Raw genomic sequence first — 14,271 nt, 5'->3', positions numbered from 1 at the left:
GCGGGATAGAGCGTTCTATCCGGTAAAAAAACGTATTTGTACCGACTATCCGGGCCTCATCACTAGCAGGCTGACTCCCGCAAGATCAGAGAAACGGCACCACCGGCCGGCGCTTGCCCAGCGTCGACCACCAGAACACCCACCCCAATACATGAATCCTCTGCTCCTCGATCTGCGCCGCACGGAAGATCTCGTCCGGGTATTCGGCGCTGTTGTGGCTGCGCAGGCGCAGGGCGTTGCCGGGCATGCGGTGCAGGTACTTGATGCGCAGCATGCCGTCGTGTTCGATGGCGTAGATTTCGCCGTCCACCACCTGGGTGAGGCCGCGGTCGATGGCGAGGGTGGAGCCATCTTCGATTTTCTCGGCCATGCTGTTGCCGATCATGTGGGTGCAGATGGCGTCGGTGTGGCGGATTTCCAGGGTTTCGAGGTGGCTGCGGGGCAGGCGGATGGTTAGTTCCGGATCCTTGATGACGTGGGTCTTGCCGGAGCCGGGAGCGGTCGGGGTTTCCTTGTAGAGGGGCAGTTCGATGTCGTTGGTTTCGAGCACCGTGTAGACGCCGCGAATGGCATGGGCATCGAGGATGTCGCCCGAGTCCGTGTGCAGGTGCGGGGCGTCTTTCGGGCCTTCGCCGGTCTTCAGCCATTGGCTGTTGACGGACAGCAGGCGCGCAACTTCTTCCATGCGGTACGCGGGTACGCCCCGGGTGTACCAGTTATGAACGTTTTGGGCTTCCGTGCCCCAGAACTTTGCGAATCCCGTGGTGGTGATGTTCGCAGCTTCCAGGAGTGCCTTGAATCTTGGACCGCTAGTGTTCTTTCTCATAAACATGAGTCTACGACCGGCCTAGAGCGGTTTGAATAAACCTTGCGTTCAAAATCGGGGCAAATTTTGCGACGGGATGTAAGACGTCCTTGTGGGAAATTACACACACTAAAACTTTTCTGTAGGTCGCTATAAACAAGCTGTTTAAGCACCTGGCGGGCGGGCACAAAAAACCCCGGATCAACCGGGGTTTTCTTCAAGCGTGTCGCAGGTCGCGAGGCTTAGCCTTTGTAGGCGGCAACCGACTTGGTGATCGCTGCGCGGGCGGCGTCTGCACCGTCCCAGCCTTCAATTTTCACCCATTTGCCTTTTTCGAGATCTTTGTAGTTCGCGAAGAAGTGCTCGATCTGCTGGATCAGCAGCGCTGGCAGGTCGGTGTATTCCTTAACGTCCACGTACAGCTGGGACAGCTTGTCGTGTGGGACTGCGATGACTTTGGCATCGCCACCGCCGTCGTCGGTCATGTTCAGGATGCCGACCGGACGCGCGCGGATGACCGAACCTGGAGCAACCGGGTAAGGGGTCACGACCAGCACGTCCAGGGGATCACCGTCGTCAGCCAGGGTGTTCGGGATGTAACCGTAGTTGGCCGGGTAGAACATCGGGGTGGCCATGAAACGGTCAACGAACAGGCAATCGCTGTCTTTGTCGATTTCGTATTTGATCGGCGCGTGGTTGGCCGGGATCTCGATCGCGACGTAGATGTCGTTCGGCAGGTCTTTGCCAGCCGGAATCTTGCTGTAGCTCATTGGGCGTTGCCCCCGTTAGTTGACCAAAAACACTTGGCCGGATTGACCAAAAAGTGGCGGCGATTATAGGCATATTCTGCCGTGGACGCCACGTACCGGAAGTCGTGCAGACCTTTACTCGTGAGCCTGATAGACCGGGTCGGAGGCCTGAAGTTGCTTCAGGCGCGCCAACGGATCCTGGCGGTAGAAAAGCTGCAACTGCGCATACACCTGTGGATAAGCCTCGTGCAGCAGATCCGGGGCACTGAAAAAGTACTCGCTGGTGACGGCGAAGAACTCGGCCGGGTTCTCGGCGGCATACGGGTCGATGGCGGTTTCGTCGTCCGGATGGCGGTCGAGCTGGCGGTTGAGGTCGTCATAAGCCTTTTGCATGACCTCGGCCCAGTCGCTGACCCGCATGTCGGCGTGCAGCGGGGGCAGGCCGTTGGCGTTGCCATTGAGCATGTCGAGCTTGTGCGCGAGCTCGTGAATCACCAGGTTGTAGCCTTCCCAGCCACCACTGGCCATCACGCCCGGCCAGGCGAGGATGATCGGCCCTTGTTGCCACGCCTCGCCGCTGTGCTCGCCATCCCACTCATGCTCGACGCCACTGGCATCGCGATGGCGCTGGGGGCTGAGGAAGTCGTCGGGGTAGAGGACGATTTCGTGGAAACCCTGATACCAGTTCAGATCGCCGAGATGCAAAAGTGGCAGTTGCGCCTGGGCGGCGAGCAGCAGGCGTTGCTCTTGGTGCAGTTCGACGCCGGGCAGGGCGGTCAGGTGTTTGTCTTCGAGGAACAGCACGCTGGCTTCGCGCAGCCACTGGTCTTCAGCGGCAGTGATGCCGTCGAGAAAACTCAGGTGATGGCGCACCCGCTGCCACAGTTCGTCGGCAACCGGGTGCCTGGCCAGAATGCGCCGGCGGCGCCAGGCGCTCAGCGACCACATCGGCTTAGTGCGATTGGGCTTTGGTGCCGCCGAAACGGCTGCGAACCACGCCGATGATCATCGGAATCAGCGACAGCAGGATGATGCCGACCACCAGCAGCGACAGGTTCTTCTTGATGAACGGCACGTTGCCGAAGAAGTAGCCCAGGGTCACCAGACCACCGACCCACAGGACGGTGCCGAACACGCTGAACCCGAAGAAGCGCGGGTAAGGCATCTTCGCGACACCGGCGACGAACGGTGCAAAGGTGCGGATGATCGGCAGGAAGCGCGCAAGGGTCACGGTTTTTCCGCCGTGCTTGTCGTAGAAATCGTGGGTCTGTTGCAGGTAGTCGCGGCGGAAGATTTTCGAGTTCGGATTGCTGAACAGCTTTTCACCCGCCGTTCGCCCGATCACGTAGTTGGTACTGTCGCCGAGAATCGCCGCCAGCATCAGCAAGCCTGCCAGCAATACCGGGTCCATGCCGCCGCCCGCAGCGACCGCGCCGGCGATGAACAGCAGGGAGTCACCCGGCAGGAATGGCATCACCACCAGGCCGGTTTCGCAGAAGATCACCAGAAACAGGATGGCGTAGATCCATGGCCCGTAATTATTCACCAGCAGGTCGAGGTAAACATCGAGATGCAGGATAAGGTCGAGCGGGTTGAAATCCATGGAGGCACCTGTGGTGACGGCCTGACTCGGCAGACCTGTGCGGATGACTTCGTGTAAGCCTACAAGCGGGTGTAGTTTTTCTTACAAGCCGGAAAGCTCGGGATTATACGGTTTGAGAGGTGAAAAGCGCGTTGGTTTTGTAGCGGGGGATGTCGGTGTGAATAAATGTCGGGTTGAAATTCATTTTGGGGAGGGAGTCTGCTCCTTCCCCGAAGGACACTCCGCGATCAGAGCTCCTCGCTGATCGGCAGTACGTAGTTCTTGAACTCGGTGTCTTCCTTGAACCCGATGGATTCGTAGGTTTTCTGCGCCACTTCGTTGTCGGCACTGGTGGAGACGCGCATGCGCACGGCCTGAGTTTCCTTGGCCATTTTCTTGGCCGTACGGATCAGGTTGTCGGCCACCAGCTGGCGGCGGGCGTCCTCGGCGACGTAGATGTCGTTGAGGATCCACACGCGCTTGAGCGACAGGGAGGAAAAACTCGGGTAGAGCTGGCAGAAGCCCATGAGTTTCTTGTCGTCGTCATCGGCCAAGGCCAGGTAGATCACCGATTCCTTGCGTCGCAGGCGCTTTTCGAGAAAGGCACGGGACGAGTCCGGATAGGGCAGGGAGCCGTAGAACTCGCGGTACTTAACGAACAACGGGGTCAGCAAATCCAGGTGTTCGAGGGTCGCTTGGATAATCCGCATGGTAGGTCTCGTCCTTCAAGTGGCTGTCTTCACGTGCTCTGACGGCGATGGGAAACCCGGGCGGCCGTGCATCGATCCTGCCTGAAACCGGCGCAGAAAGGCAATGCGGAAACGGTTCAGGCTGGGGGCGGATCGAGTAGGAAATTACTCTTCATGTCTGCACCGGCTTCCGATTCCAGCGTCTGAACCTGCGCTTCGTCCTTCAGATTGACGCCCGACAGCTGTCGCCGGCAGGCTTCGCGCATCAGGTACAGCAAGCGATGCGCCGCCATGCCGTAGCTGAGCCCTTCCAGCCGCACGTTGGAGATGCAATTGCGGTAAGCATCCGTGAGGCCGACTTTTGGATTGTAGGTGAAATATAAACCCAGGCTGTCTGGCGAGCTGAGGCCCGGACGCTCTCCAATCAGCATCACGACCATTTTGGCGCCCAGTAACTGGCCAATTTCATCACCAATGGCTACCCGGCCTTGTTCCACCAGCACTACAGGCGCTATTGACCATTCGTCGGCAGTCATCTGTTCTTCCAGTCGGGTCAGGAACGGCAGAGTGTGCCGATGCACCGCCAGTGCCGAGAGACCATCCGCCACCACAATCACCAGATCCATGCCACCCGGGTGCGCCTGAGCGTATTCGCGTAGGGTCTGAGCCGATTCATCGCTAAGCTTGCGCCCAAGATCCGGGCGTTGCAGGTAGCTGTTGCGATCCACTGCGGCACTGTGCAGCAGCAGGCTGTCACGCTGGCGCTCGGTCAGTTGGGCGCTGAGGGCGGCGTGATCGAACGGCAAGTGCACCGCGTCCCGGGCCTGGGCGTGGGCGAACTGAAAATCCAGCTGTGCGCTGGTTGGCAGGCTGGTGCCGGTGCGGCCGAGGGCAATGCGCGCCGGGGTCAGACGACGCAGCTCCAGCCACGGGTTTTGTGGATCGACGGGCGGTTTTTCCATCTGACTCATCCCAGTTGCGCCAAGGCCTGGCGGAAGGCCGGCGGCAGATTGTTGCCGAAGCGGACCTTACCGTCCGCCTGGGTGAAGATGCCCATGTTCGCCAGCCACTGCTCGAACTCCGGCGCCGGTTTCAGGCCGAGGGTCTGGCGTGCGTAGAGCGCGTCGTGGAACGAAGTGGTCTGGTAGTTGAGCATGATGTCGTCGGAGCCGGGGATGCCCATGATGAAGTTGATCCCGGCCACGCCCAGCAGGGTCAGCAGGGTATCCATGTCGTCCTGGTCGGCTTCGGCGTGGTTGGTGTAGCAGATATCGCAACCCATCGGCACACCGAGCAACTTGCCGCAGAAATGGTCTTCGAGGCCGGCGCGGATGATCTGTTTGCCGTTGTAGAGGTATTCCGGGCCGATGAATCCTACGACGGTGTTCACCAGAAACGGCTTGAAATGGCGTGCCACGGCGTAGGCTCTTGTCTCGCAGGTCTGCTGATCGACGCCGTGGTGGGCGTTGGCTGACAGCGCACTGCCCTGGCCGGTTTCGAAATACATCAGGTTCTGCCCGAGCGTGCCGCGATTGAGGCTCAGGCCTGCTTCATAACCTTCCTGCAGCACGTTCAGATTGATACCGAAACTGGCGTTGGCCGCTTCGGTGCCGGCGATCGACTGAAACACCAGATCCAGCGGCACGCCCCGGTTGATCGCTTCTATAGAGGTGGTGACGTGGGTCAGCACGCAGGCCTGGGTCGGAATGTCGTAGCGCTGGATGATCGCGTCGAGCATTTCCAGCATCGCGCAGATCGAGGCGATGCTGTCGGTGGCCGGGTTGATGCCGATCATGGCGTCGCCGTTGCCGTACAGCAGACCGTCGAGAATGCTCGCGGCGATGCCGGACGGCTCGTCGGTCGGGTGATTGGGTTGCAGCCTTGTGGATAAGCGTCCACGCAGGCCGAGGGTGCCGCGAAATTTGGTGACGACACGGATTTTCTGCGCCACCAGTACCAGATCCTGCACGCGCATGATCTTCGACACGGCGGCGACCATTTCCGGCGTCAGGCCGGGGGCGAGGGCACGCAGGCTTGACTCATCGGCCGCCTCGCTCAACAGCCAGTCGCGAAAGCCGCCGACGGTGAGGTGGCTGACGACCGCAAAGGCCTGTTTGTCGTGACTGTCGATGATCAGTCGGGTGACTTCATCGGTTTCGTAGGGAATCAGCGCTTCCTGCAGGAAATGCGTGAGCGGGATGTCGGCCAGCGCCATTTGCGCGGCCACCCGCTCGCCGTCGTTGAGCGCGGCGACGCCCGCGAGGAAATCCCCGGAGCGTGCCGGGCTGGCCTTGGCCATCACGTCCTTGAGGCTGTCGAAGCGGTAGGTCTGGGCGCCGACGGTATGGGCAAATGCGGCCATGGGGCGCGTTCCTCCTGATGCTGTAAATGACTCTGTCCCTTGTGGGAGCGAGCCTGCTCGCGATGCAGACAGCTCGGTGCAATATTGATACCGCATCGATGCCACCGCGAGCAGGCTCGCTCCCACAGGAATGGGTGTGCACTTCTATATAGCGGACACCGGGCACGAGGCCCGGTGTGGGTGCATCTCAGATACCTTCGAGCATAGCGTCTGCCGGTGCTTCGGAGCGTTGCTTGGCGGTCAGCTGGAAATACAGGTAGCCAGCGGCCATGAAACCGAGGAACACACAGCCGATCAGCGTGTTGAACCAGGCCATCGCCACCAGGCACACCAGCGCCAGGAACAGCGCAATGGCCGGCACCACCGGATAGCCCGGTGCGCGGAAGGTGCGCTCCAGATTCGGCTCGGTTTTGCGCAGTTTGAACAGGCTGAGCATGCTGATGATGTACATCACGATGGCACCGAACACCGACATGGTGATCATCGCCGCCGTCAGGGTCATGCCTTGCAGATTGACCAGTCCGTCGCTGTAGATCGCAGCGATGCCGACCACGCCGCCGGCCAGGATCGCCCGGTGCGGGGTCTGGAAACGCGAGAGTTTGGCCAGGCCTTTGGGCAGGTAACCGGCCCGGGCCAGGGCGAAGAACTGCCGCGAGTAGCCGAGGATGATCCCGTGGAAACTCGCCACCAGCCCGAACAGACCGATCCACACCAGCATGTGCATCCACGTCGAATTGTTACCAACCACTGCTTTCATGGCCTGCGGCAGCGGGTCGTTGATGTTCGACAGTTGGCGCCAGTCGCCGACGCCGCCGGCCATCACCATCACGCCGATAGCGAGAAACACCAGGGTCAGGATGCCGCTGACGTAGGCCCGTGGAATGGTGCGTTTCGGATCCTTGGCTTCCTCGGCCGCCATGGCCGCGCCTTCGATGGCGAGGAAAAACCAGATCGCGAAGGGAATGGCGGCGAAAATGCCCGGTATCGAGCCCATCGTGAACTCATTGGCGCCAGACCAGCCGTTCAGCACGAAGTTGCTGAAGCTGAAGCCCGGCGCGACCACGCCCATGAACACCAGCAATTCGGCGACCGCCAGCACGGTCACCACCAGCTCGAAGGTCGCGGCGATGCTGACGCCAAGGATGTTCAGGGTCATGAACACGAAATAAGCGCCGACCGCCGCGAGTTTGGGGTCGAGCCCCGGATATTGCACATTCAGATAGGCGCCGATGGCCATGGCAATCGCCGGTGGGGCGAACACAAATTCGATCAGGGTGGCGATCCCGGCGATCAATCCGCCTTTCTCGCCAAAGGCCCGGCGGCTGTAGGCAAACGGCCCGCCCGCGTGGGGAATCGCGGTGGTCAGTTCGGTGAAACTGAAGATGAAGCAGGTGTACATGGTCGCAACCAGCAGGGCCGTGACCAGGAAACCCAGGGTTCCCGCCGTGCCCCAGCCGTAACTCCAGCCGAAGTATTCGCCGGAAATCACCAGGCCGACGGCAATGCCCCAGAGGTGCAGGGTGCCGAGTGTGGGTTTGAGCTGTGTGGTGGAAGTCATAAGTCCTCTCTGTCTTTTTTATTGTTCGATCTGTTGGACTTTCGGGTGCAGCGGTTGAGTGGGTGGATGCTGTTCACGCAGCGGCAGTGTCACGCAAATCCTGAATGACGGGTACGCAAGGCCCGTGCCAGAGCGGCCAGGCTTTGTGTTGTGTCATTAAGGACGTCTTCGCGAGCAAGCCCGCTCCCACATTGGATTTGTGCCGAATCCAATAATGTGGGCCGACGCAAGTCCCCTGTGGGAGCGGGCTTGCTCGCGAAGGCGATTGAACAGGCAACACAGAATCATCTGTGTTGCTCTGAGGTTTTAGAAGAAGCCCAGCGGATTGATGTCGTAGCTCACCAGCAGGTTTTTGGTCTGCTGGTAGTGGTCGAGCATCATCTTGTGGGTTTCACGGCCGACGCCGGACTTCTTGTACCCGCCGAACGCGGCGTGCGCCGGGTACAGGTGGTAGCAGTTGGTCCACACACGACCGGCCTTGATGGCGCGGCCCATGCGATAGGCGCGGTTGATGTCGCGGGTCCAGAGGCCGGCGCCCAGGCCGAACTCGGTGTCGTTGGCAATCGCCAGGGCTTCGGCTTCGTCCTTGAACGTGGTGATGCTCACCACCGGGCCGAAGATTTCTTCCTGGAACACACGCATCTTGTTGGTGCCCTTGAGCAGGGTAGGCTGGATGTAATAACCGGAGGCCAGATTGCCTTCGAGTTTTTCCACCTTGCCGCCAGTCAGCAGTTCGGCACCTTCGCCCTTGGCGATTTCCAGGTACGAAAGAATCTTGTCGAATTGCTGCTCGGACGCCTGGGCGCCGACCATGGTGTCGGCGTCGAGCGGGTCGCCACGTTTGATCTGGCTGACTTTCTTCATCACCGCTTCCATGAACTGCGGATAGATCGATTCCTGAACCAGTGCGCGGGACGGGCAGGTGCAGACTTCGCCCTGGTTGAAGAACGCCAGCACCAGGCCTTCGGCAGCCTTTTCAATGAAGCTTGGCTCGGCCTGCATGATGTCTTCGAAGAAGATGTTCGGCGATTTGCCGCCCAGTTCCACGGTGGATGGAATGATGTTTTCGGCGGCGCATTTCATGATGTGCGAGCCGACCGGCGTCGAGCCGGTGAAGGCGATCTTGGCGATGCGCTTGCTGGTGGCCAGGGCTTCGCCGGCTTCTTTGCCGAACCCTTGCACCACGTTGAGCACGCCCGGCGGCAGCAGGTCGCCGATGATTTCCAGCAGCACGCTGATGCCCAGCGGGGTTTGCTCGGCAGGTTTGAGCACCACGCAGTTGCCGGCGGCCAGGGCCGGGGCAAGTTTCCACGCGGCCATCAGGATCGGGAAGTTCCACGGGATAATCTGGCCGACCACGCCCAGTGGTTCATGGATGTGATAGGCCACGGTATTGCCGTCGATCTCGGCGGCGCTGCCTTCCTGGGCGCGCAGGCACCCGGCGAAATAGCGGAAGTGGTCGGCGGCCAGCGGGATGTCGGCGTTGAGGGTTTCGCGGATGGCCTTGCCGTTGTCCCAGGTTTCGGTGATCGCCAGCGTTTCGAGGTTCTGTTCGATGCGGTCGGCGATTTTCAGCAGGATCAGCGAACGTGCCTGGGCGGAAGTGGAACCCCAGGCATCGGCGGCAGCGTGGGCGGCGTCCAGGGCTTTTTCGATGTCTTCGGCCGTGGAACGCGGGAATTCGGCAATCGGTTGGCCATTCACAGGCGAGGTGTTGGTGAAGTACTGACCTTTGACAGGCGCGACGAACTCGCCGCCGATGTAGTTACCGTACTTGCTCTTGAACGAGACTTTGGCGCCGTCAGTACCGGGGTGAGCGTAACGCATGATGTTCTCCTTGGCTGTTGTATTTATCAGAGAGACGCGCATGAGCGCTTGCTATAAGCGTAGAGCAAAGGTCGGGCCATTGCCGTTCAGGTCAGGCAAATCAAGGCCTTGCGTGATTTCTGTCGGACAAGTGGCAAGCGTCTGTGACGGTATCGGTACAGGTCGAGTGACAGTTTGTACCGTTTCTGGCACACCCCGTGACCGGGCGGTCTTGCCAGCATTGCAAAGACCGGTTGGCTGGAGGATGCTGGGCACCACTTCACGCATGGGCCGATGAGCCTCGGGGAGAATAATAAGAAATGCACGACAACCATTTGAGTCGCCATGCCCAACAGGTTCTCACCGTCACCCAGGGCAAGCCGCACCTGCATGGCCCCGGTGCCGACCCGTCGATCGCCCGCTCGTGGCTGCGTTGTCTTGAGGACTATCACCTCGACCCGGCCCTGACCATGGCGCCGACCGTACTCGAACACGGTCGAGTCCTTGAAAGTCGCGAACGGCTGCAACAGGTGTTGCAGATCGCCGGCAATGAAATGAGCAGCCTGCATCAGCAACTCTCCGGCGCCGGCCACGCGGTGCTGCTGACCGACGCGCGCGGGGTGATCCTCAACTGCGTCACCGCTCCCGCCGAACGTAAGATCTTCGAACGCGCCGGCCTGTGGCTGGGTTCCGACTGGAGCGAGGCCTGCGAGGGCACCAACGGCATCGGCACCTGCCTTGTCGAGCGTCAGGCCCTGACGATTCATCAAGATGAACACTTTCGCGGCCGCCATACCGGCCTGACCTGCTCGGCGAGCCCGGTGTTCGACCCGCACGGCGAACTGCTGGCAGTGCTCGACGTTTCCTCCGCGCGGCATGATGTCTCGCGCCAGAGCCAGTTCCACACCATGGCGCTGGTCAATCTGTCGGCGAAGATGATCGAGAGCTGCTATTTCCTGCGCTGTTTCGATAATCAATGGTTGTTGCGATTCCATCTCCAGGCTGAGTCCGTCGGGTTGTTCAGCGAAGGGCTGCTGGCGTTTGACGGGGAAGGGCGGATCAGTGCGGTCAATCAGAGTGCCTTGAACCTGCTCGGCCATATTCGCGGTGGTTTGCTGGGCAAACCGGTGGAGGCGTTTTTCGATTGTTCGCTGGATGAGTTGCTGGGGCGTGCGAGTGCCAATGCCAGCGCCAGTTGGCCGTTGCGCACCCGCGATGGGCGGCATCTGTTTGCGGTGTTGCGCGGCGAAACTCGTCGGCCGCTGCCGGTAGCGCCGGTTCCCGCGCCTGTCGAAGCGCCGCGCCTTGCAGGTATTTGCCTCGGTGATGCGGCGTTGCAGGCGGATTTCCGCAAGTCGCTGCGGGTGTTCGAACGCGACGTGCCACTGCTGATCAACGGCGAAACCGGTTCCGGCAAAGAGGCGTTCGCCAAGGCTGTGCATAACGCCAGTCAGCGCGCCGGCAAAGCGTTCGTCGCCCTCAACTGCGCGGCGATTCCCGAAAGCCTGATCGAGAGCGAACTGTTCGGCTATCGCGGCGGCAGTTTCACCGGCGCACGCAAGGACGGCATGCGCGGCAAGTTACAGCAGGCCGATGGTGGCACGTTGTTCCTCGATGAAATCGGTGACATGCCCCTGGCCTTGCAGACCCGACTGCTGCGGGTGCTGGAAGACCGGCAAGTAGTGCCGATCGGAGGCGAGCCGGAAGCGGTCAACGTGCGGATCATCAGTGCCACCCACCGCAACTTGCTGGAGCGGGTGGGTGATGGCAGTTTCCGGGAAGACCTGTATTACCGGCTCAACGGGTTGGAAGTTGCGTTGCCGCCGTTGCGCGAGCGCAGCGACAAGTCGCAGTTGCTGGATTTCCTGTTGGCCGAAGAGGCGGGCGGGGAAACGATCCTGATCGAAGAGCCAGCGCGGCAGGCATTGCTCGGGTTCAACTGGCCGGGCAATGTGCGGCAGATGCGCAATGTGCTGCGCACGCTGGCGGCGTTGTGCGATGAGGGGCGGATCGGGCTGGATGATCTGCCCGCGATGTTCCGGCAGGTGCAGCCGCTGTTGGTCAAAACCGATGAAGCGTCATCCGGGCAGCCGCTTGAGGATGCCGAGCGGCTGGCGTTGCTCAATGCGCTGGAACACACGCGCTGGCACATGACCCACACGGCGCAGCAACTGGGCGTCAGTCGCAATACGCTCTATAGAAAGCTGCGCAAGCACGGGATCGCCCGAACCGCCTGAATCCCCTCCTGATCATTCCCACGCTCTGTGTGGGAATGCCTCCCCCGGACGCTCCGCGCCCGCTTTTGGACGCAGAGCGTTCTGCGCTGCATTCCCACGCGGAGCGCGGGAACGATCAAGGTCGGGTGATCAGCTAAAGAGTGCGATTTCCCCCTCCCTGCGCTAACCTGCGGCCATGTTTTACGAGGTCGACTATGCACATTCATATTCTGGGTATCTGCGGGACTTTCATGGGCTCGATGGCGGTTCTGGCCAAAGAGCTGGGCCATCACGTGACCGGCTCCGATGCCAACGTTTATCCGCCGATGAGCACCCAGCTCGAAGCCCAGGGCATTCAGTTGACCCAGGGTTACGACCCGGCGCAGCTTGATCCGGCACCGGATCTGGTGGTGATCGGCAACGCCATGTCCCGCGGCAATCCGGCAGTGGAATATGTGCTTAACAAGGGCCTGCCGTACGTGTCCGGCCCGCAATGGCTGGCCGACCATGTGCTGCAAGGTCGCTGGGTGCTGGCGGTTGCCGGTACGCACGGCAAGACCACCACCAGCAGCATGCTCGCCTGGGTGCTGGAACATGCCGGCATGAGCCCGGGCTTCCTGATCGGCGGCGTGCCGCAGAATTTCTCGGTGTCGGCGCGTCTGGGCGGCACGCCGTTCTTCGTGATCGAGGCCGACGAATACGACAGCGCGTTCTTCGACAAGCGTTCGAAGTTCGTCCACTACCGTCCGCGCACCGCGATCCTCAACAACCTTGAGTTCGATCACGCCGACATCTTCCCCGATCTGCCAGCCATCGAGCGGCAGTTCCATCACTTGGTGCGGACCATTCCGAGCGAAGGCCTGGTGATTCACCCGACCACCGAGCCGGCCTTGCAGCGCGTGATCGAGATGGGCTGCTGGACCCCGGTGCAAACCACCGGTGCCGGCGGTCAGTGGCAGGTCAAGTTGCTGAAAGACGACGGCTCGGCGTTCGAAGTGATGTTCGAAGGCGTGTCCCAAGGCGTGGTCGAGTGGGAGTTGACCGGTCAGCACAACGTCGCCAACGCCCTGGCGACGTTGGCCGCCGCGCGTCACGTCGGTGTTGTACCGTCAATGGGCATCGCCGGGTTGAGCGCGTTCAAGAGCGTCAAACGCCGGATGGAAAAAGTCGCTGAAGTGCGCGGCATCACCATCTACGACGACTTCGCCCACCACCCGACCGCGATCGCCACCACCCTCGACGGCCTGCGCAAACGCATCGGCGATGCGCCGCTGATCGCGATCATCGAACCGCGCTCCAACTCGATGAAGCTCGGCGCCCACCGTGACGGTCTGCCGGACAGCGTGGTCGATGCCGACCAAGTGATTTGGTACGCCCCGGCCAATCTCGGTTGGGATCTGGCGGGCACCGCTGCACTGTGCACCGTGCCGTCGATTGTCAGCGATTCGCTGGAAGGCATCATTGAACGCGTGAAGAGCCAGGCCCAGCCCGGCACTCACGTGGTGATCATGAGCAACGGCGGCTTCGGCGGCCTGCACGGCAAACTCGCCGAGGCGCTGAAATGAACACTCGTCTGGCGAGCAATGGCCCGGAACGCATCACGCTGGCGATGACCGGCGCGTCCGGCGCCCAGTACGGCTTGCGCCTGCTGGATTGTCTGGTGCGCGAGGATCGCGAGGTGCACTTCCTGATCTCCAAGGCCGCGCAACTGGTGATGGCCACCGAGACGGACGTGTCGCTGCCGGCCAAGCCGCAAATGATGCAGGCGTTTCTCACCGAATACACCGGCGCGTCCGCCGGGCAAATCCGCGTGTACGGCAAGGAAGACTGGATGTCGCCGGTGGCCTCGGGCTCCGGCGCTCCGGCCGCCATGGTGGTCGTGCCGTGCTCGACCGGCACCTTGTCGGCTATTGCCACCGGCGCCTGCAACAACCTGATCGAACGGGCGGCGGACGTCACCTTGAAGGAACGTCGCCAGTTGATTCTGGTGCCGCGCGAAGCGCCGTATTCGAGCATTCACCTGGAGCACATGCTCAAGCTGTCGAACATGGGCGTGACCATCCTGCCGGCCTCGCCGGGTTTCTATCACCAGCCGCAGACCATCGATGACCTGATTGATTTCGTGGTGGCGCGGATTCTCAATCTGTTGGGCATTCCCCAGGATATGCTGCCGCGCTGGGGCGAACATCACCTGAGCAGCGATGAATAAGCTGCTGGCTTCTGTGCTGCTGATGGCGCTGGCGCTGCAACTGACTGGCTGCGCCACGGCGCGAACGCTTGATGCGGCCAAGCCTGGCGCGCCGGTGGTGTATTCCGGCACGCGGTTGGATCTGTATGCGATGAATGGCGGATGTTGCGCGATGGACCGATTCGGCGCCGAGGCGCCGGGTTACCCCAGTGTGGATCTGCCGGCCAGCGCATTGCTCGATACGCTGCTGTTGCCGTTGTCGTTGCTGACGGTGATCGGCGTGGGATTCCAGGCAACTGGCGGACTCTAAAAAGAT

The 14,271-nt window shown here is 61.3% G+C and carries 13 protein-coding genes; 4 read left to right on the top strand and 9 right to left on the bottom strand.

Going from position 1 to position 14,271, the window contains the following annotated elements; all coding sequences use genetic code 11:
• Nucleotides 1-85: 85 nt before the first annotated feature.
• From CAF63_RS19590 to CAF63_RS19550, 9 genes are all read right to left on the bottom strand, one after another.
• The gene (locus tag CAF63_RS19590) at nt 86-826 is read right to left on the bottom strand and encodes a S24 family peptidase (RefSeq protein ID WP_085688094.1); all 741 of its coding nucleotides are present in this window, start codon (nt 824-826) and stop codon (nt 86-88) included.
• A 221-nt stretch (nt 827-1,047) separates the two neighbouring features.
• On the bottom strand, nt 1,048-1,575 hold the full coding sequence (gene ppa, locus CAF63_RS19585) for an inorganic diphosphatase (protein WP_007933577.1): 528 nt from the start codon (nt 1,573-1,575) through the stop codon (nt 1,048-1,050).
• Nucleotides 1,576-1,689: 114 nt separating this feature from the next.
• Nucleotides 1,690-2,502: a zinc-dependent peptidase gene (locus CAF63_RS19580; protein ID WP_085687977.1), complete on the bottom strand. Its 813-nt coding sequence runs from the start codon at nt 2,500-2,502 to the stop codon at nt 1,690-1,692.
• A gap of 4 nt (nt 2,503-2,506) precedes the next feature.
• Nucleotides 2,507-3,157, bottom strand: a complete 651-nt coding sequence (locus tag CAF63_RS19575; RefSeq protein ID WP_011336118.1) for a DedA family protein — start codon at nt 3,155-3,157, stop codon at nt 2,507-2,509.
• Between the two features lie 227 nt (nt 3,158-3,384).
• Nucleotides 3,385-3,846: an N-acetyltransferase gene (locus tag CAF63_RS19570; protein ID WP_074691599.1), complete on the bottom strand. Its 462-nt coding sequence runs from the start codon at nt 3,844-3,846 to the stop codon at nt 3,385-3,387.
• Between the two features lie 116 nt (nt 3,847-3,962).
• On the bottom strand, nt 3,963-4,796 hold the full coding sequence (eutC, locus tag CAF63_RS19565) for an ethanolamine ammonia-lyase subunit EutC (RefSeq protein WP_371807419.1): 834 nt from the start codon (nt 4,794-4,796) through the stop codon (nt 3,963-3,965).
• Nucleotides 4,793-6,187, bottom strand: a complete 1,395-nt coding sequence (locus tag CAF63_RS19560; protein ID WP_085687975.1) for an ethanolamine ammonia-lyase subunit EutB — start codon at nt 6,185-6,187, stop codon at nt 4,793-4,795. The genes eutC and CAF63_RS19560 overlap by 4 nt, the downstream gene beginning before the upstream one ends.
• Before the next feature lie 187 nt (nt 6,188-6,374).
• Nucleotides 6,375-7,745, bottom strand: coding sequence for an ethanolamine permease (eat, locus tag CAF63_RS19555; RefSeq protein WP_085687973.1), 1,371 nt, complete (start codon nt 7,743-7,745; stop codon nt 6,375-6,377).
• Nucleotides 7,746-8,051: 306 nt separating this feature from the next.
• Nucleotides 8,052-9,572 carry an aldehyde dehydrogenase family protein gene (locus tag CAF63_RS19550; protein WP_085687971.1) on the bottom strand — a complete coding sequence of 507 codons (1,521 nt, stop codon included), beginning with the start codon at nt 9,570-9,572 and terminating at the stop codon, nt 8,052-8,054.
• Between the two features lie 299 nt (nt 9,573-9,871).
• Here CAF63_RS19550 and CAF63_RS19545 point away from each other — a divergent pair, with 299 nt between their 5' ends.
• The 4 genes from CAF63_RS19545 (at nt 9,872) to CAF63_RS19530 (ending at nt 14,265) form a co-directional block, all read left to right on the top strand.
• Nucleotides 9,872-11,788, top strand: a complete 1,917-nt coding sequence (locus CAF63_RS19545) for a sigma-54-dependent Fis family transcriptional regulator (RefSeq protein WP_085687968.1) — start codon at nt 9,872-9,874, stop codon at nt 11,786-11,788.
• Nucleotides 11,789-11,982: 194 nt separating this feature from the next.
• Nucleotides 11,983-13,332 carry a UDP-N-acetylmuramate:L-alanyl-gamma-D-glutamyl-meso-diaminopimelate ligase gene (gene mpl, locus CAF63_RS19540; RefSeq protein ID WP_007958628.1) on the top strand — a complete coding sequence of 450 codons (1,350 nt, stop codon included), beginning with the start codon at nt 11,983-11,985 and terminating at the stop codon, nt 13,330-13,332.
• On the top strand, nt 13,329-13,976 hold the full coding sequence (gene ubiX / locus CAF63_RS19535; protein ID WP_007958630.1) for a flavin prenyltransferase UbiX: 648 nt from the start codon (nt 13,329-13,331) through the stop codon (nt 13,974-13,976). Before mpl ends, ubiX begins: the two co-directional genes overlap by 4 nt.
• Nucleotides 13,969-14,265 (top strand): YceK/YidQ family lipoprotein, encoded by a 297-nt coding sequence (locus tag CAF63_RS19530; protein WP_085687966.1) that lies wholly within the window; start codon nt 13,969-13,971, stop codon nt 14,263-14,265. Before ubiX ends, CAF63_RS19530 begins: the two co-directional genes overlap by 8 nt.
• Nucleotides 14,266-14,271 lie beyond the last annotated feature (6 nt).

This window comes from Pseudomonas sp. B20(2017) (assembly GCF_002113125.1).
In the GTDB taxonomy this organism is placed as follows: domain Bacteria; phylum Pseudomonadota; class Gammaproteobacteria; order Pseudomonadales; family Pseudomonadaceae; genus Aquipseudomonas.
This window is presented reverse-complemented; position numbering and strand designations above follow the sequence as displayed.